This window comes from Pseudoalteromonas sp. THAF3, from assembly GCF_009363775.1.
Classification (GTDB): Bacteria; Pseudomonadota; Gammaproteobacteria; order Enterobacterales; family Alteromonadaceae; genus Pseudoalteromonas; species Pseudoalteromonas ruthenica.
On record NZ_CP045418.1, the window covers coordinates 1,463,990 to 1,479,782 of the forward strand.

The 15,793-nt window shown below is 46.6% G+C and carries 21 protein-coding genes and 2 tRNA genes; 13 read left to right on the plus strand and 10 right to left on the minus strand.

Going from position 1 to position 15,793, the window contains the following annotated elements:
- Nucleotides 1-25 precede the first annotated feature (25 nt).
- Together FIU82_RS06735 and FIU82_RS06740 are read right to left on the minus strand one after the other, a co-directional pair.
- Nucleotides 26-1,048, minus strand: a complete 1,023-nt coding sequence (locus FIU82_RS06735; protein ID WP_172972716.1) for a DUF3080 family protein — start codon at nucleotides 1,046-1,048, stop codon at nucleotides 26-28.
- Nucleotides 1,023-2,375 carry an MATE family efflux transporter gene (locus FIU82_RS06740; RefSeq protein WP_152440666.1) on the minus strand — a complete coding sequence of 451 codons (1,353 nt, stop codon included), beginning with the start codon at nucleotides 2,373-2,375 and terminating at the stop codon, nucleotides 1,023-1,025. Before FIU82_RS06740 ends, FIU82_RS06735 begins: the two co-directional genes overlap by 26 nt.
- Before the next feature lie 70 nt (nucleotides 2,376-2,445).
- Here FIU82_RS06740 and FIU82_RS06745 point away from each other — a divergent pair, with 70 nt between their 5' ends.
- Nucleotides 2,446-3,075, plus strand: coding sequence for a riboflavin synthase (locus tag FIU82_RS06745; RefSeq protein WP_022943992.1), 630 nt, complete (start codon nucleotides 2,446-2,448; stop codon nucleotides 3,073-3,075).
- A gap of 11 nt (nucleotides 3,076-3,086) precedes the next feature.
- Here the strand turns inward: FIU82_RS06745 and FIU82_RS06750 are convergent, their stop codons facing one another.
- Both FIU82_RS06750 and FIU82_RS06755 read right to left on the minus strand, forming a co-directional pair.
- Complete coding sequence (locus tag FIU82_RS06750; protein WP_022943991.1) at nucleotides 3,087-3,290, minus strand: CPXCG motif-containing cysteine-rich protein; 204 nt, start codon at nucleotides 3,288-3,290, stop codon at nucleotides 3,087-3,089.
- 100 nt (nucleotides 3,291-3,390) lie between these two features.
- Nucleotides 3,391-4,269 carry a fructosamine kinase family protein gene (locus FIU82_RS06755; RefSeq protein ID WP_152440667.1) on the minus strand — a complete coding sequence of 293 codons (879 nt, stop codon included), beginning with the start codon at nucleotides 4,267-4,269 and terminating at the stop codon, nucleotides 3,391-3,393.
- A gap of 126 nt (nucleotides 4,270-4,395) precedes the next feature.
- Between FIU82_RS06755 and FIU82_RS06760 the strand changes: the two genes are divergently transcribed.
- Complete coding sequence (locus tag FIU82_RS06760; protein ID WP_152440668.1) at nucleotides 4,396-5,076, plus strand: DUF445 domain-containing protein; 681 nt, start codon at nucleotides 4,396-4,398, stop codon at nucleotides 5,074-5,076.
- A gap of 53 nt (nucleotides 5,077-5,129) precedes the next feature.
- Here FIU82_RS06760 and FIU82_RS06765 read toward each other — a convergent pair whose 3' ends face one another.
- Nucleotides 5,130-5,489, minus strand: a complete 360-nt coding sequence (locus FIU82_RS06765; RefSeq protein ID WP_022943988.1) for a DUF3718 domain-containing protein — start codon at nucleotides 5,487-5,489, stop codon at nucleotides 5,130-5,132.
- A 440-nt stretch (nucleotides 5,490-5,929) separates the two neighbouring features.
- Here FIU82_RS06765 and FIU82_RS06770 point away from each other — a divergent pair, with 440 nt between their 5' ends.
- From FIU82_RS06770 to FIU82_RS06790, 5 genes are all read left to right on the plus strand, one after another.
- On the plus strand, nucleotides 5,930-7,315 hold the full coding sequence (locus tag FIU82_RS06770) for an amidohydrolase (RefSeq protein ID WP_152440669.1): 1,386 nt from the start codon (nucleotides 5,930-5,932) through the stop codon (nucleotides 7,313-7,315).
- 8 nt (nucleotides 7,316-7,323) lie between these two features.
- Nucleotides 7,324-8,544, plus strand: a complete 1,221-nt coding sequence (locus FIU82_RS06775) for an amidohydrolase family protein (protein WP_152440670.1) — start codon at nucleotides 7,324-7,326, stop codon at nucleotides 8,542-8,544.
- A 338-nt stretch (nucleotides 8,545-8,882) separates the two neighbouring features.
- On the plus strand, nucleotides 8,883-9,314 hold the full coding sequence (locus tag FIU82_RS06780) for a DUF6795 domain-containing protein (protein WP_022943985.1): 432 nt from the start codon (nucleotides 8,883-8,885) through the stop codon (nucleotides 9,312-9,314).
- Between the two features lie 52 nt (nucleotides 9,315-9,366).
- A complete protein-coding gene (locus FIU82_RS06785) occupies nucleotides 9,367-10,533 on the plus strand; it encodes a lipase family protein (RefSeq protein WP_152440671.1) in 1,167 nt (388 codons plus the stop codon).
- A 73-nt stretch (nucleotides 10,534-10,606) separates the two neighbouring features.
- On the plus strand, nucleotides 10,607-10,963 hold the full coding sequence (locus tag FIU82_RS06790; protein ID WP_152440672.1) for a hypothetical protein: 357 nt from the start codon (nucleotides 10,607-10,609) through the stop codon (nucleotides 10,961-10,963).
- A 296-nt stretch (nucleotides 10,964-11,259) separates the two neighbouring features.
- On the opposite strand, the gene FIU82_RS06795 is transcribed toward FIU82_RS06790, so the two are convergent.
- From FIU82_RS06795 to FIU82_RS06815, 5 genes are read right to left on the minus strand one after another with little or no spacing between them, the layout of a single operon-like run.
- The gene (locus FIU82_RS06795) at nucleotides 11,260-11,589 is read right to left on the minus strand and encodes a TusE/DsrC/DsvC family sulfur relay protein (RefSeq protein WP_152441471.1); all 330 of its coding nucleotides are present in this window, start codon (nucleotides 11,587-11,589) and stop codon (nucleotides 11,260-11,262) included.
- Between the two features lie 13 nt (nucleotides 11,590-11,602).
- Nucleotides 11,603-11,872: a DsrH/TusB family sulfur metabolism protein gene (locus FIU82_RS06800; protein WP_022943982.1), complete on the minus strand. Its 270-nt coding sequence runs from the start codon at nucleotides 11,870-11,872 to the stop codon at nucleotides 11,603-11,605.
- Nucleotides 11,869-12,225 carry a sulfurtransferase complex subunit TusC gene (gene tusC, locus FIU82_RS06805; RefSeq protein ID WP_045978714.1) on the minus strand — a complete coding sequence of 119 codons (357 nt, stop codon included), beginning with the start codon at nucleotides 12,223-12,225 and terminating at the stop codon, nucleotides 11,869-11,871. The genes FIU82_RS06800 and tusC overlap by 4 nt, the downstream gene beginning before the upstream one ends.
- On the minus strand, nucleotides 12,222-12,575 hold the full coding sequence (gene tusD / locus FIU82_RS06810) for a sulfurtransferase complex subunit TusD (protein ID WP_152440673.1): 354 nt from the start codon (nucleotides 12,573-12,575) through the stop codon (nucleotides 12,222-12,224). The genes tusC and tusD overlap by 4 nt, the downstream gene beginning before the upstream one ends.
- 56 nt (nucleotides 12,576-12,631) lie before the next feature.
- Nucleotides 12,632-13,297, minus strand: a complete 666-nt coding sequence (locus FIU82_RS06815) for a Bax inhibitor-1/YccA family protein (RefSeq protein ID WP_022943979.1) — start codon at nucleotides 13,295-13,297, stop codon at nucleotides 12,632-12,634.
- Between the two features lie 226 nt (nucleotides 13,298-13,523).
- Between FIU82_RS06815 and FIU82_RS06820 the strand changes: the two genes are divergently transcribed.
- From FIU82_RS06820 to proQ, 6 genes are all read left to right on the plus strand, one after another.
- Nucleotides 13,524-13,614: transfer RNA gene (locus FIU82_RS06820), tRNA-Ser, on the plus strand.
- Between the two features lie 44 nt (nucleotides 13,615-13,658).
- Nucleotides 13,659-13,749: transfer RNA gene (locus FIU82_RS06825), tRNA-Ser, on the plus strand.
- A 116-nt stretch (nucleotides 13,750-13,865) separates the two neighbouring features.
- A complete protein-coding gene (locus FIU82_RS06830) occupies nucleotides 13,866-14,252 on the plus strand; it encodes a hypothetical protein (RefSeq protein ID WP_152440674.1) in 387 nt (128 codons plus the stop codon).
- A gap of 143 nt (nucleotides 14,253-14,395) precedes the next feature.
- Nucleotides 14,396-14,854: a GAF domain-containing protein gene (locus FIU82_RS06835; protein WP_022943977.1), complete on the plus strand. Its 459-nt coding sequence runs from the start codon at nucleotides 14,396-14,398 to the stop codon at nucleotides 14,852-14,854.
- The gene (locus FIU82_RS06840; protein ID WP_022943976.1) at nucleotides 14,854-15,132 is read left to right on the plus strand and encodes a hypothetical protein; all 279 of its coding nucleotides are present in this window, start codon (nucleotides 14,854-14,856) and stop codon (nucleotides 15,130-15,132) included. The genes FIU82_RS06835 and FIU82_RS06840 overlap by 1 nt, the downstream gene beginning before the upstream one ends.
- 15 nt (nucleotides 15,133-15,147) lie before the next feature.
- On the plus strand, nucleotides 15,148-15,792 hold the full coding sequence (gene proQ / locus FIU82_RS06845; protein WP_022943975.1) for an RNA chaperone ProQ: 645 nt from the start codon (nucleotides 15,148-15,150) through the stop codon (nucleotides 15,790-15,792).
- Nucleotide 15,793 lies beyond the last annotated feature (1 nt).

Below are 15,793 nucleotides of genomic sequence, written 5' to 3' on the forward strand. Positions count from 1 at the left end.
GAATTATTGTTTGTTTGCTGTTATTTTACTCACCTGGTGTTAAATCGCAGTGTTTGTAAAACGCTTGCCACCAGGTTACATGGCGGCGGCTCGATGTTTTAAGCTCCGCAAGCAAGCTCGGCTCGCCATGAGTGCCTAGCAACTGTGCCTTGATGTGGCTGTCGTCTGGCTGAAATTGCAGTATGCGGGTAAAAATGGGCTGTAATTGCTGTAACCTGCCGGCGAGGTGGCTTTGAAAGCCTTGCAGTTGGCCAATGTAGAACTTGTTAAATATATTATGGACTATCATACTATTACGGTTGTTTTTATGGGCAGCGCAAATATCCCCAGGTAGCTTGATGCGCTCAAGCTCAGCGCTCAGGGCATTGTTTAGGGCTATTTGCTCGCGCGTTGCGCGCAGTAACTTGGCTATATAATCACTGCGGTTTAGCTGCTCGAGCGCCTGCGTCAGTTGGGCGGTATCAATATCTTCAACATCATTCTGGGCAAGGTTATCGGCAATATTGGCAAGTTGGGTCAGCGCACTTTGGCTATTTACGCGACCCGCGTGCTCGTCAAAATCGAGCGCGTTGCGCGAAAAGGTAAAGAGGTGTTTAAGCTCTTTTTCTTGGGCTAGCAAGTTATTGAACGCTTGGCTCAGGGTGCGTGTTTTAAATTGTTTTTCCTGCTCAAGAGCAGCGATAAGCGATGGGCTTAATGTCTCGCTATCGGGGTGATTTAGGCAGGCGTCCACTTGTTGTAAAAAGCGCAGGTGATACTTAAAACGTTCACTGGCCGTAGCAACTTTACCCAGTTGGTTGTTGCGCCCGGCAATGTCAGTGGCAAGCTGACAATGGCCCAGTTGGCCAAGCTCCAAAATGCCCATGCGCACGCCGCTGTCCAGAGGCTGTGCGCTAAACTCGGGCCAGCGTTCAACGGCTAAGGTATGTGCTTCATTAATAGGTAAAAATTTAGCGAGCCGCGCACGATATTCTTCGTGGACCTGCTCGGGCCCCTCGGCGCAGCCAGCGAGCACAACCAAACTAAAAATTAAAAGGAGCCTGAGCAAGTCGCCTCCTGAGAGTCCAAATAAGCAGTACCGCAGCGCAAGACAAGCCGACAATGATCCCTAACCAGAACCCTTGCGGTCCCATCGCTGGCACGATGTAATCAGTACGACCTAGTACGTAGCCTAGAGCAAAGCCGATCAGCCAGTAAGAGATGAAGGTAATATATGAAATTGGGCTGGTATGCTTGATCCCTCTGAGCATACCGCTGCTAACCACCTGCAGTGCATCCGGTAGTTGATAAAAACAGGCGAGCACCATAATGCTTGCGGCAAGTGCTATTACCTCGGGGTTATCACTGTATATGGCGCTGATATCAAAACGCAGCAGGTAAGTGACTAAGGCAACCAATGCCGCGATGGCGATGGACAACACAAAACTTGTACTCATGCAGCGTTTAAGTGCAACAAAGTCCTGCTGTCCGTATAGATTGCCAAAGCGAATGGCCACCGCCATAGATAAGCTCATCGGCAGCATAAACAACAAGGTAGTGACCGAAGCGGCGACCTGATGACCGGCGACGGCGATAGCCCCCAGCGAGGCAATAAATAAAGGAATACAAGCAAATAACGTCACCTCGAAAAAGGTCGCCAACGACAGCGGCACGCCGAGTTTAAACATCGCCCAAATAGCACTGCCGTCAGGCTTGGCAAAATGACGAAACAAACCTGGTCCATCGATGCGTTTACTTATTAAACTATAAATAAACTGAGCACTGCCCATGGCCGCAAAGACGAGGGCCGTAGCGACACCACAGCCAGCACCTCCGAGCGCAGGTGCGCCGAAGTGGCCATGTATAAACATATAATTGGCGGGAATATTCACCAGCAAACCGATAATTGAAATATAAAATGCAGGCGCGGTGTAGGCCTTCCCCTCAGCCACATTGCGAAACAGCGAGTAAACAAAGAACCCAGGCAGGCTCCATTGGATATAGTCGATATAATCTTGAGCCAATACTTTTACGCTGGCTTGAGTATCGAGTTGTGCAATGAGCATCGGAGCCAATTGCGCAATCGCGACGCCGGCTAAACAGAGCAGCACGGCTAAGTAACAGCCTTGCTGAAAATGGGTACGAATTGCCGGCTCGTCATTTGCCCCAAAGCTATGAGCAACTAACGAAGTGAGTGCCAATAAGACGCCTAACAGTGCCAGTACCATGGGGTTCCACAATCCGGTCGCAATTGAAAGAGCGGCTAGGTCAACGGCACTTACTTGGCCAGCCATAATGGTGTCGACGACCGACATTAATACCAACGTAACTTGTGCAAAAAACACCGGTGCGGCCAAACGCAACAAACGCCCAGCCTCCCACGTACAAAACTTCATAAGAGAGAAAACATCAGATAAGATAAAAGGTAAGTGTATCCTGTGTGTGATATGAAAAAAAGGAATAGCGATGTTTACCGGAATAGTGCAGTGCCAAGCTCATGTCGTTGCTGCAAAGCTCGAAGACGCGGTTCTGCGGTTAGTACTTTCTGTGAATAAAAATTACTTACAACACCTAGACCTAGGGGCCAGTATTGCCATTAATGGCTGTTGTCTTACTGTTGTTAAAGTAGAAAGCCCCGCCGGTGATGTTGTCGGCCAAGTGCATTTCGATGTAATTGATGAAACTTTGGCTCTCACCAACTTAGGCCAGTTGCGACCAGGCCATGCAGTTAATTTTGAACGGTCAGTCACCTTTGGCACTGAGTTAGGTGGGCATATTGTCTCTGGGCACATTCACACTACCAGTGAGGTGCTTGAGCGTATAGACAGTGAAGATAACTGCCGCTTGCATTTATCCTTAGATGAGAAGTGGCGCGACTATGTACTATATAAAGGGTTTGTGTGCGTTAATGGCGCAAGCCTTACCGTAGGCGAGCTCAGTGAACAGGGCTTTTGGCTGCATCTTATCCCTGAAACCTTAAGCATTACCAATATTGGCGAGGCAGTCACTGGCAGTGTCTTCAATATTGAGGTAGACCAGCAGACTTACACCATAGTCAATACGGTGCAGCGTTACCTACAACAACACAAACCCTAACAATGCGCAGGTTAAAAAATTTGCTCATCGTCGGCGTCGACCCTTAACTGTACTTTGTTTAAGGCGTAGTCGATGTGCATATTAAGGTGAATAGGGTTACAGCACGCTGAGCAATCCTCGTAGTAGTCTTGATCCCCTGAAGATGTATCGACATCAACAAAAATATGATTGCCGCAATGGGGACAGCGAATGCGCTGTAGGCTGTAGTCTTTCATAGCCGCCTCGTATGACAGTCTGATGACATACTTTGAGTATAGTGCGTTTTTGCTACGAATTCCGACTAATTTGACGCAGTGAAAAGGTGCAATTGTGCTATTAATCGCCCCCGCTTTGTTGATGAATTATGGTTTCGATACTGTCACGCGCCTGCGTCAAATAATGACCGGCGAAGATATTGGCATGATTAAGCAGGTGATAGAGGTTGTATATTCCCTCGCGGGAGCGATGATCGTGCGCCAGCGGGTAGTGTGCGTTATACGCGGTATAAAAGGCATCTGGGAAAGGGCCAAATAACCGTGTCATGGCAATATCCGCTTCTCTATCACCGTAATAACAGGCTGGATCGTATAGACATGGGACGGAGTTAACAAAGCCGACATTACCCCGCCACAGATCCCCATGTAATAATGACGGTTGCACGTTGTGGCTGTGCAAGCGTGCTTTTACACAATCCACTAACGTATCGATATCACAGAAGTGAAACCCTTTTTCCGCCAGTAACTGCATTTGCCAGCCGATACGTTCTTCACTAAAGAATACATCCCACTTTTTGTGCCATCGATTGGGCTGCGCAGTGACGCCAATGAAATTGTCTTGTTCATTGCCAAACATGGCCTGTTCGTGCTTTTGATGCATCATCGCCAGATATTCACCCATTTTTGCCCAGTTGGGAGGGGTAGGGTCACTAAAATCCAGCCACTCTATAATATTAAAAGCAAACTCCAGTGTGGTGTCCGTGGCTAAGCAATCCGGCACCAAAAACAACGACTCTTGTGTTAACAGCGACAAGCTTTGCGCTTCGCACTCAAGACGCTCCAGCGCACTGAGCGGGGCAACTTTAACAAAAAATGTATGTTGCCCATCGCTGATACGAAATAGCATATCGGCCGAGGAATTGCTTAATTGCTGTTTTTGCGTGATTTCGAAAGGAGTAGCTAAGGTATCACTAATTACTTGGGCGACGGCGTTCCACATGGCAAGTTAGCAAATTTAGAGTGCGGTGATATGAGTATGGCAAAGTTGTTGATTGATGCAAAAATTTTCCGCAAAGTCTAATCCCACGTTAAAATAGTGTGCAGCGATTTTAGAAGGAGTGAACGCGTGAATAAAAGCAGTGTAACGTCATTGATTGCCCTCATTGTTACATTAGTCGGGTGGCACCTAGAGCAGCCACTGTTGTTGAGCATGGGGTTATTTGCGTTATCAGGCGCACTAACCAATTGGCTTGCCGTGCATATGCTGTTCGAAAAAGTGCCGTTATTGTACGGCTCAGGTGTGGTGCAGATTAAATTTAATGCGTTTAAGCAAGGGATACATGAGCTCATTGAAGAGCAGTTTCTATCTCCTGAGAACCTTAAAAAGGCCTCAGCGCAGATGCCAGCCCCGCAAATGGATGCACTAATTAACCATCTGGATATGTCGCTGGCTTTTGATAAGTTGGTTCAGGTGATAGAGCAGTCACAGTTTGGGTCCATGCTCGGTATGTTTGGTGGTCGAGCAGCGCTCGAGCCGATGCGTGAGCCGTTTGCTGATAAAATGCGTGAGGCCATCGCAGAAATGCTACAAGATGAACAAACACGCGAGCAAATTATTGCGCAACTAGGCGGTGGTAGCGATTTGCAGGCGCAGGTTAAGCAACTGGTAAGCCAGCGCTTAGATGAGTTAACCCCAGCCATGGTCAAAGAGATTATTCAAACGATGATCCGCGCTCACTTAGGCTGGTTAGTCATATGGGGAGGGGTCTTTGGCGGTGCGTTCGGTGCGCTCGCTTATTGGCTGTAAAAAAAAGCCCGCATTGGCGGGCTTTACTTCCAGGGATGGAATCAAAGGTGATATTACTTTGAGCCGTACACCATAAAAGAATCGGTGTCGTTTTTGGCTGCTAAATCGCGAATAGAGGTTTCAGTTAGGCGCTCTATATTGAGTACTTTGAGGCTGCGATCGAAGCCGTAAAGGCTGGCAAATTGGCGAACAGTTAAATCATTACACGCTAATTTGTTTTCCATGGTGTAGGTATTAACGTAATGCTCTTTCATAGAGCGGCGCAGTTTCAGTGGGCTGTTTTTAGTAATTGCCATACACAACTCGGTACCAGCGCTGTTATCGGCAGCTACAAATTTTGAGCTATCTGCAGAGGCTGTAGTTGAAAGTAGGCCAAGGGCCAAAGCGCTGGTTAATAATGCGGTGCGTTTCATTGTATTCTCCTTAGTACATTCGTCGGGTGCAATGTAAGTATGCGCCACATAATTGTTCATAGCATGAATAAGGTGTCTCCGAATGTAAGCATCTGTGTCAAGTGTGTCGAAGGGGGCAAAGCGCACCATTTTTCAAGGTATTGGCGACCCTATTTGGACACACTTTTTTTGCTTTTTTTGTTGAAAAGGGTGACGCTTATTCGAGTTTAATGGCTCATCCCCATCAGTCGCTGGGATTGTGTCACGGCAGATGTAATTGCGGGTGTCAGGATAACCCACTTCAAGGCGTTGGCACTGTTGTTTTTTATTTAATCATTTTTGCCAAGCGTGTACCCATAACCCTCTCTTTTTTATCTCAGTTTACTGTTCATTAACCTTAAATTTTCGCATTTTGCGCAATGATTGGTTAAAGTTACGCAAAAAACGGAGTGATGAAAACAATGCGTAAATACACAGCAAGCCTAAGCGCTGTTGCCGTGGCGTTGGCAGTAGCCGGTTGCCAGCAAAGTGACGGTCCGCAAGGCGAAAAAATATCTATCGAAAAGAACCCCTATCCAAGTACTTATCAGCCTATGCCACGTCAATCGACGTTGATCACCAATGCCACAGTATTAACGGGTGATGGTCAGCGCATCGATGCCGGCGATGTGTACATGGTTGATGGGCAAATTAAGCAGGTAGGCAAAGACTTGGACGTGCAAGCCGATGTCACCATCAACGCAGAAGGTAAGTGGGTGACACCTGGCATCATTGATGTCCACTCTCACCTCGGTGCTTATCCAAGTCCAGCGGTAGAATCACACCAAGATGGTAATGAAATGACCAGCCCTAACACCGCAGCCGTGTGGGTAGAGCATTCAGTGTGGCCGCAAGATCCTGGATTTAACCGTGCCCGTGAAGGCGGGATCACCACTTTGCAGATTTTACCAGGCTCAGCGAACTTATTCGGTGGGCGCAGCGTGACGCTAAAAAATGTACCGGCACACACTATGCAGGGAATGAAGTTCCCTGAGGCACCCTATGGCTTAAAAATGGCTTGTGGTGAGAACCCTAAGCGCGTTTATGGCAGTAAAGGTGTGTTGCCATCAACGCGAATGGGCAACATGGCGGGTTACCGTAAGGCGTGGATTGACGCAACTGAGTACAAGCGTGCTTGGGAGAAGTATGAAGCGGACTACGATGCGGGTAAGAACGTAGAAGCGCCTGAGCGTGATATTACGTTAGATACGCTCAGTGCGGTATTGGACGGTGACATTCTCATCCACAATCATTGCTATAAAGCTGAAGAAATGGCGATGATGATTGATTTAGGTAAAGAGTTTGGCTACCACTCAGGCACGTTCCACCATGGTATCGAGGCTTACAAAATCGCTGATTTACTCGCTGGGAATGGCAACTGTGCCGCGCTGTGGCCAGATTGGTGGGGATTCAAAATGGAAGCCTATGACATGGTACAAGAGAATGTTGCCATCGTAGATGCGGTTAAAAATTCCTGCGCTATTGTGCATTCAGACTCTGACACCACAATTCAGCGCCTAAACCAAGAAGCGGCGAAAGTAATGTATCGCGCCAATGATAATGGCTTCGACATTGATGAAGCGCATGCTATTAAATGGATCACCTCCAATGCAGCAAAATCACTGGGCGTAGCAGATAAAACCGGTACCTTAAGCGCAGGCAAGCAAGCCGATGTGGTACTTTGGAATCAAAACCCATTCAGTGTGTATGCCAAAGCAGAGCAGGTGTTTATCGACGGTGCCAAAGTGTATGACCGTAACGATGAAAAATACCAAGCACAAAGTGACTTTATGTTAGGCCAACGCTAAGGAGTTGTATGATGAACTTATTTAAATTGACAGCAATTAGCGCCGCCTTCGTAATGAGCACGCAAACTTACGCTGAAAGCTTGGCGATTACTAATGCCACGGTCTATACCGCAGCACAGCAGGGCGTATTAAAAGACGCAACAGTGGTAATAGAAAACGGTAACATTGTTGCTGTGAACCCCAGTGAAGTGAGCGCCGATACCATTATTGATGCTGAGGATAAAATCCTCACTCCGGGCTTTATTGGCTCGCTAAACGGCTTAGGCCTTGTGGAGGTCAGTGCCGTTGCAGACTCGCGTGATGGCGGTGACAAAAAAGCGACAATGACTTTTGACCCAAGCCTAGCGTTCAATCCGCGCTCTAGCTTAATCCCTTATGCACGCAAAGGCGGTATTACCAGCAATGTGATTGCACCCTACGGTGGCGATGATATTTTTGCCGGCCTGGCGTCATTGGTGTCGTTATCAGGCGAATTTGACAGTGTAACCCGCCAAGGCGTGGCCTTATACGTAAAGCTTGGAGCTAAACATGAAGGCTCACGTGCGCTGTCGTTGCAAACACTGATTGATACGCTAGAAAAGCACAGTGAACGTGATGAAGACGACGATAAGTCCAAAAGCAAAGAGGTAGAAATCCTCGATGCAGTCTTTGCCAAAGAAATTCCGCTAGTGATAGACGTGTCGCGGGCATCGGATATGTTAGAGCTGCTCAAAGTAAAAGCACGCTTTGATGTCGACATGGTTTTTGCCGGGGCGCAAGATGCCGTATTAATTACCGAGCAGCTTGCTGACAGTGATACACCTGTGGTGATCAGTGCCATGGATAACCTGCCAGGTAGTTTTGACTCGATGCACGCTCATTTAGAGAACGCTGCTAAATTGGAGCAAGCAGGCGTCACCGTGATCCTGACCATTGCTGGAGATAGCGCGCACAACTTGTATCAATTACGCTTTGATGCGGGCAATGCCGTGTCATATGGCATGACAGCGCAAGGGGCACTGGCAGCGATCACCAGTAATGTTGCCTCGGCATTTAATTTAGATGTAGGGCAAATTGCGCCGGGTAAACCCGCTGATTTGGTACTTTGGAGTGCTGATCCGTTCGAGTTCAGTACTCGCATTGAAAAAGTGTGGATAAATGGTACTGAGGTCTCAACTCAGTCGCGCCATGATAAATTACGTGAGCGTTATACCACGGATACTGAGATGCCAAGGGCTTACAGCAAATAAGTCATTAGTATGAAAAGCATTAAAAGGCGCTATAAGAGCGCCTTTTTTTATGCCAAATAGTGATTGAGTTTTGCTCACAGTGTTGTTTACAATATGTGAACATACTCAAACAGGTTATGTGCGTAGTTTGCATTTAGCCAAGGAATGAATCGCGCTCAGGGAAGAATCGCCATACTGCATAGGTATGTCTCCCTTCCTCGTTGCGCTTCACTATGTGGAGCTTCGCTTTGATAGACAATTCCAATGTTGAATCTGGGTCGTGGTACCGACAGCTTAAGCTCTCGGTCACTGTACTCGTTGGTATATCACTGTTAGTACTTTCTATAAAGGTATTCGCTATGTTCGGAATTTTTAAAAAACACACCGTACAGTTATCACCCGAAGTGTATGGCCAAGTGCAACACAACGGCGACGCGCTGGCGCACATGACCATTCACCGCGATATTAGTTATGGCGACGTTTACAGTGACAGTGTGACCACTGACGAGAAAGGCCGTTTTCACTTTGAAGAAAAAAATATTGAATCGTCAAAGCCGGGCAATATGTTCGATAACGAAGGCATCGCGCAAGCAATTTATGTCATTGTTGACGATAAAAAATACACGCTCTGGGGCACGTTGATTGGTCAAGTTGAAGGAAATGACATTGTTGCCGCCAAACTTAAAGATTTGCACTGCGATATAGGGCGTGAAGAAAAAATATACGACTTTGAATTTAAAGATGTACCGGGCAGATATCAAACTATTTATGGTGTCTGCAACTTAGACTGATCGCTGCGGTTTAGCGACGCAAAAAAATACTCATACAAGGAATTAAGTAATTATGAACACTCTTTCCCCGCGTCAGGCCTCTGAACTCGCCGCCATGGCGTACCGTGCTAAAGGTGCAAGTAAGGTGCTAGATGTGCGCTCTATCGTTGGCCCTAATCTACGTAACTCGTTTGAGTTTGTCACCGGTGACAGTGTTGTTGACGGTGTCTCAGGTGGTTTCTTCTCTCATCTGTTCGGCTTAAGCACGGGCTTTGCTTTTGTTGGTAAAGGCATCAACGAGTTTGCTGGCGATAGCGTTATTGCGATTCGTGGTACTGCCTCATTACGTGATGGACTGACAGACTTAAACTGTGGTCTTAGCGCCAGCAGCAGTAATAAAATGGTACACGCCGGATTTAATAAAACCTTCAACTCCATGAAGCAAGCGTTTGCTCAGTTTGTTGATAGTAACCGCAAAGCCGGCAACACAGGTGTTGTGCATTGCGTTGGCCATAGCTTAGGCGGGGCGTTGGCACAATTGACCGCTGATTGGGTGAATACCGAGTATTCTCTGCCAACTAAACTATATACCTTTGGCGCACCGCGTGTAGGTAAGACCGATTTTGCCCGCTCAACCACTACGAAACTAGAGAATATATACCGTTCTACTCATGGTGCCGATCCGGTTCCTAAAGTGCCGCTTTGGCCTTTTATTCACGCGCCGTTTAATGGCAGTGAATTCCGCCTCGACGATGGCCAAGGCCTTAACGTGTCGGCCCATAAGCTCGATGGCACTCCGGGTTACTTAAATACCGCTAGCTCCAGTGACTGGTCCACCTTAAAGCAGCGCTCAGATAATTTCTTGAGCCAGCCTGTGCGTCTTCGTTTTGAAGACAGAGCTCAGGCTTCATTCTCAAGCCATTGGGCGGATAAAATAAGCTCAGCATTGATCACCTTGTTGAAAGACTCCGGCTATTACACGGCAGTGGTAACGCAAGCGGCGATCAGCAGTTCGTTAACGTTCTATGATATGGTCGCGCGTACCTTAGAACAGGTAGCGAAGGCGTCTGCGCGTTTTGCCGAGCAAACCTTAGGTTTATTAGGGCATATGCTGGTTTTCGCAGGCAAGGTTGTGGGCAAAGCGTTTGAGCTAACTTATAAAATGATTAAGTGGGTCTTTGACTCGACCATGGGAGCCCTGTATCGCAGTGTGCGTGGCGCCCTTAATGGCTTAGATTAAGCTAGAGTAGGGCTCTATGAGGTTCAAATTTTTAGCGAAGCTATTTTTTTGGTTACTCATAATTGGAAATTCATTGGCTACCGCAGTACCGTTTTCAGCTTACCAAGGAATGGAGCAGTCTTACTTTTCTATGGCTGTTAATACTGCATCTACAGTAGCGACATTTTTTGCGGTCATTGCTTTATACGGTATAGGCTATGAACGCAAAATCTTCACTGGGGGTAAGCTGAAGCTAATAGGGTGTTGTTATCTTGCCTCCAGTATTTGTTTGATTTTTGCGCCCGTTATTATTTACTGGGAGCAGGAGGCAAACATAACGATAGATATCATCGTTTTCATCTTGACTGACCTAATCATTTTTTATGTGATAATGGAGAACTCAAAATGGAACTCAAAAGTACCGAATAAGGACGCTTCGCTGCCTTCCTAAAGGACTTGAGAGCCGTGTCGCACTTTACCACCTTAATAACAATGGGTGTGAAGCAAATATTTGCTAAACAAGAAGCAGATAAAACTTATCGTGTGGTAGTTCCCCGAATTAAGAAGGAGCTTGAGGGCTGATTATGGAAACGAAGATATTTAGGAAGGTATAAGTTTGGTGCTTGGACTATCCCCTTTCGGCGCAAAGCGAAGAAACTTTAAAAGGTGGTATGTTGGCTCAAAAGAAAAGTTTATGAGCCTGTCAGATGATCCTGACAAGCTCAGCATAGCTTGTTAGTGGTAAGGCTAAATACATCGAGCCGGTTTGGGTAAACCGGCTATTTTAGTCGCTTGTTTTGCCGGCCCCTTGGGAAAGAGCTTATACAAGTATTTGCTATTACCCTTGTCCTCTCCCAACTTCTTTGCCATGGCCTTTACCAGCATACGAATCGCAGGGCTGGTATCAAATTCCTGATAAAAGTCACGGACAAACATCACCACTTCCCAATGCGCCTCTGTGAGCTCAATGTTCTCTTGCGCGGCGATAACCGGGGCTAATTCTTTATGCCACTGGCTACTATCGAGCAGATAGCCTTGTTTGTCTGTTGCTATTTCTTGGCCGTTGAATTCAATCATGTTACTCACTGATTTACTCACTGATTGTTCGTTGGTATTGTAAGGTCAATTCGACCCATTGCGCATCGTTAATCACGGTGACACCTGTTGTGCGATGGTGCCCGCCACAGGCATTCACATCTTGCTCAAGGGCATAAGTGGCCACACCCAGCCCTACAAAAGCCGACGCATTGTAACAGGCCTCAGCACGCAGTAACACGCCGTCTTCCTTGCTAATGATGCTGCTCAGAGTAGGGTGCTCGCTAAGTGCACTACGCACGATGAATAATGTACCCTTGCTCATAAAGTCACTACCTTATCCACTTGCTTGATTAATGCACGCTTGTCATTGTCATAGGCGATTTGCACCTCTATCGCCAGGTCATCGGTGCTCAAGCCATGCTCGTTCAGCGCATCGGCGCACACATAGACAGATTCAATATCATAGATTTCCAACATGCCGATGGCTTTAGTAAAGTCTTTTTGTTGCTGCGCGCTGGGGCGTTGATTTTTCACTAGTGAGAGTACCGCTGCGCCTTCTAGTAACCATATAACCTGCTGATCAATAGCGGCGAAAATAAGGACCATATCTAAGGACTCGCGCAGACTTTGCTGATGATAGGGCCCGTGTTTAGAGATGACTAAGATGTTATTCATTTGAATTGTACCCACCTGTCGGCGTCAGTGGCGAGCATGGCAAACTCTGCAAGTCCGGAGACGTTAAATAGTTTAACCTGCTCGGTGTCAATGCCGCGCTTGTTGGCTGCGGTGATACATAGGCTCAATTCAATTCCGCTATCAAAGAGCTGCTGCCACAGCGCTGCGACATCGAACTCATCGCTAGTGACATCGAACTGATCCAGCGCATGATAAACCCCATCTTGATAGAGAAAAATCGTTTTTATTTGGTGCCCAAGCGAGAGGGCATTGTCAACAAAGCGTTTGAGCGCCACCAAAGTGATGGCATCACTCGGTGCGCTATGCAGTGATAATACGAAGCTGGCCAAATTACATCCACAAAAAAGCCCCAATGAATGGGGCTCATTTTAGCAAATATTGCTAATTAGTCATCAGCTGCGCCAAGTAGGTGCAGTAACGAAGTGAATAAGTTATATACGTTTAGGTACAACGCTACAGTTGCACGCACGTAGTTAGTTTCACCACCGTTAATGATGCGGCTGGTATCAAACAGGATGAGGCCCGACATGATAAGCACAACGGCTGCATTAGTGACCATGAACACCATCGAGCTACCGATAAAGATATTAACGATGCTGGTGATAATCACAACAACCAAGCCAACCATCAAAAAACCGCCCATAAAGGAGAAGTCTTTCTTAGTCGTGAGTGCATAAGCAGAAAGACCAAAGAAGATCAGTGCCGTTGAGCCAAGTGCTTGCATGATCAACATTGGGCCGTTTGCCATCGCAGCATAGTGGTTCAACATCGGACCGAGGCCGAAACCAAGAATACCGGTAAAAGCAAAGGTCAGTAGCACACCTGCTGAAGAGTCTGCTTTTTTGTTGATAATGAACAACATGCCGAGGGCAATCAGTGAACAAACGATACCGGTAAAGAACGGTGGGTTAAGCGCCATTGAAATACCCGCTGTCACAGCACTAAATGCCAACGTCATCGCGAGTAAAAAGTAAGTGTTTTTTAAAACCTTATTTGTCTCAATGGTCGACATCACCGGCTTAGCCGAGCTGTACGAGTTATTAAACGCCATTGTGAAACTCCTTAAATTGAAATCGATCCTCGAAGTACCCGAGGGCACCTGAGTTAAAGATTACCAAGTCTTCTATATATGGGCAAACCTTTACCTTTCAATAGACTGCAAAATTCGCAAATTGTTCGATTGCTGTGCGATTATGATAAAAAATAGCCATTTAGAACATTATTTTAAAATAACACTTCACAAACGTCAGGCATTTCACTAATATGCACGCCGCTGCGGAGAGATGGCAGAGCGGTTGAATGCACCGGTCTTGAAAACCGGCATGGGTTAATAGCCCATCTAGGGTTCGAATCCCTATCTCTCCGCCACTTAATTTCTATTTAGGTGACGCAGTTATCTAAGTACCGCTTTAGGAGAGATGGCAGAGCGGTTGAATGCACCGGTCTTGAAAACCGGCATGGGTTAATAGCCCATCTAGGGTTCGAATCCCTATCTCTCCGCCACTATTAAAGGCCTCAGCATATGCTGAGGCCTTTTTGCTTTCTACGACTAACGTCGCTATTGGCAGGATTTTGCAGATCTGCAATGCTTTCATAAATCATGTTCAGCAGTCATTATTATGAAACACACCCTCGCAAAAGCAGTTTTATATTCCTTATTAGCACCGGTATTGATTGGTGTGGTGTTAGGCATTTATTACGCCTTAGGGGCACAGCAAAACGGTGCGCAACTTTTTTTTGCCGTATTGTTATCTGCTATTGCTAACGCCCATATCTTGGGATTGGCGATGGCTGTGTTTGTCGTCCCCGGTTATTTGCTGATGTACAAGTACAATAAAGTGCATTTCAGCGGCGTACTCACATTAGGTCTACTAGGAGGGGCGTTGTTCAGTTATGCTTTTGGCGCGCAGGCGGGGTTTTTACTCATTGTCAACGCACTGATGGCGGCACTTGGAAGTGGACTGTTCTTGTTTGCCCTGCGCCGGGGCAGCGCCCGCGAAGCTTAATCTTACCTATCTTCATGGCGTAAAAATAATCAATCAGCGTTTTTTCAAGCGACTGCATCACTTTTTTCATGATAAAAGGTTTCATTTGCGCGCCACAAAGAGTACCTTAAACACTGCGTATTCTATGTGAAGTAGTAGTGTGAATGAGTAAAGAAGCCTTTTATGAATCCCTGACACAGCAAGCACTCGCGCTGGTCAGTGATGAAACCAATCAAATTGCTAATATGGCGAACATTAGTGCGCTGTTATTTATGTCTTTAGAGGATATAAACTGGGCAGGGTTTTACATTTTGGAGTCGCCACAACAAATGGTGTTAGGGCCGTTCCAAGGAAAACCAGCGTGTGTACGCATTGAAGTTGGAAAAGGTGTGTGTGGTACTGCTGTTGCTGAAGATACCACTCAACTGGTAACTGACGTTCATCAATTCCCCGGGCATATCGCCTGCGATGCGGCGTCAAACTCTGAAGTTGTGGTGGTGGTGAAAAAGCAAGGAAATGCCATTGCCGTTCTTGACATCGACAGTCCTACAGTGGGACGGTTCGATGAGCAAGATAAGCAGGGCCTTGAGAAGCTAGTTCACAGCATCGAAAAATACCTGTAATGAAAGACTTACTTAGTGTACATGACTACCTTTTCGCACAGTCCGATATTGGCGACTGGGAAGGGGAAGAGGAGTTCGTTACTGAGCGTTACAACGAACTAATCCACCATGCATGGGAACGCTTGGATGATGATCTAAGCTGCGAACGCATAGATGAAATAATTAACGGTATTTGGGAGCAATTACGCGGAGACACCGCGCTTCTCGATGCTGAACACGAAGAATTAATGGACTGGGTTGAACACTATGTCGACTCGGCGCAAGACGAGCAGATGTAAATTTAAGGTTTAGAAATGGAAACCACAAACAAGCTAAAAGACATAAACGAAGTATTGGAATTCCTATACCAGGAATTTCCCAATTGTTTTAAACAAAAAGAAGGCATTAAGCCACTTAAAGTCGGTATTTTTAAAGACATTGCCGAACGTATTGAAGGCAGTGAAAAGGTCAGCAAAACGCAAGTTCGTCAAGCGTTGAGAAAGTACACTTCACACTGGCGCTACCTTGAAGCGGTTGTTAATAATGAATACCGCGTTGATTTAGATGGCAACCAAGCAGAAAAAGTAGAGCAAGAGCACGTTGAGCATGCAAAAACTGCGCTTGAGCAAAGCCGCGCAAAAATGGCTAAACGTAAAAAGCCTGCTCGTGGTGCTAAAGACGGTGATACAAAGGGTTACAAAAAACGTCCAAGTGGACCTGGTAAGCCTCACCCTAAAGGCGCTAAAGTCAAAAAGAATGCAGAACCTGCACCGCGTCGTAGTAACAAAGTTGAACCTTTGCCAAGCGACAAGGTCAAGGCTAATACCAAAGTTAAAGTTAAACTAGGTCAGGCGCTAGTCAACGGTACTATCACTGAAGTCAACAAAGATGATATCCACGTTGAATTAGTCACCGGCATGCAGGTAAAAACTAAAGCAGATAGCTTATACCTAGTATAAA

Excerpts from the sequence above, each read along its gene's own strand:
- FIU82_RS06740 (WP_152440666.1), bottom strand. The coding sequence starts at position 2,375 with ATGAAGTTTTGTACGTGGGAGGCTGGGCGTTTGTTGCGTTTGGCCGCA.
- FIU82_RS06745 (WP_022943992.1), top strand. The coding sequence starts at position 2,446 with ATGTTTACCGGAATAGTGCAGTGCCAAGCTCATGTCGTTGCTGCAAAG.
- FIU82_RS06750 (WP_022943991.1), bottom strand. The coding sequence starts at position 3,290 with ATGAAAGACTACAGCCTACAGCGCATTCGCTGTCCCCATTGCGGCAAT.
- FIU82_RS06755 (WP_152440667.1), bottom strand. The coding sequence starts at position 4,269 with ATGTGGAACGCCGTCGCCCAAGTAATTAGTGATACCTTAGCTACTCCT.
- FIU82_RS06765 (WP_022943988.1), bottom strand. The coding sequence starts at position 5,489 with ATGAAACGCACCGCATTATTAACCAGCGCTTTGGCCCTTGGCCTACTT.
- FIU82_RS06770 (WP_152440669.1), top strand. The coding sequence starts at position 5,930 with ATGCGTAAATACACAGCAAGCCTAAGCGCTGTTGCCGTGGCGTTGGCA.
- FIU82_RS06775 (WP_152440670.1), top strand. The coding sequence starts at position 7,324 with ATGATGAACTTATTTAAATTGACAGCAATTAGCGCCGCCTTCGTAATG.
- FIU82_RS06780 (WP_022943985.1), top strand. The coding sequence starts at position 8,883 with ATGTTCGGAATTTTTAAAAAACACACCGTACAGTTATCACCCGAAGTG.
- FIU82_RS06785 (WP_152440671.1), top strand. The coding sequence starts at position 9,367 with ATGAACACTCTTTCCCCGCGTCAGGCCTCTGAACTCGCCGCCATGGCG.
- FIU82_RS06795 (WP_152441471.1), bottom strand. The coding sequence starts at position 11,589 with ATGATTGAATTCAACGGCCAAGAAATAGCAACAGACAAACAAGGCTAT.
- FIU82_RS06800 (WP_022943982.1), bottom strand. The coding sequence starts at position 11,872 with ATGAGCAAGGGTACATTATTCATCGTGCGTAGTGCACTTAGCGAGCAC.
- tusC (WP_045978714.1), bottom strand. The coding sequence starts at position 12,225 with ATGAATAACATCTTAGTCATCTCTAAACACGGGCCCTATCATCAGCAA.
- FIU82_RS06815 (WP_022943979.1), bottom strand. The coding sequence starts at position 13,297 with ATGGCGTTTAATAACTCGTACAGCTCGGCTAAGCCGGTGATGTCGACC.
- FIU82_RS06830 (WP_152440674.1), top strand. The coding sequence starts at position 13,866 with ATGAAACACACCCTCGCAAAAGCAGTTTTATATTCCTTATTAGCACCG.
- FIU82_RS06835 (WP_022943977.1), top strand. The coding sequence starts at position 14,396 with ATGAGTAAAGAAGCCTTTTATGAATCCCTGACACAGCAAGCACTCGCG.
- FIU82_RS06840 (WP_022943976.1), top strand. The coding sequence starts at position 14,854 with ATGAAAGACTTACTTAGTGTACATGACTACCTTTTCGCACAGTCCGAT.
- proQ (WP_022943975.1), top strand. The coding sequence starts at position 15,148 with ATGGAAACCACAAACAAGCTAAAAGACATAAACGAAGTATTGGAATTC.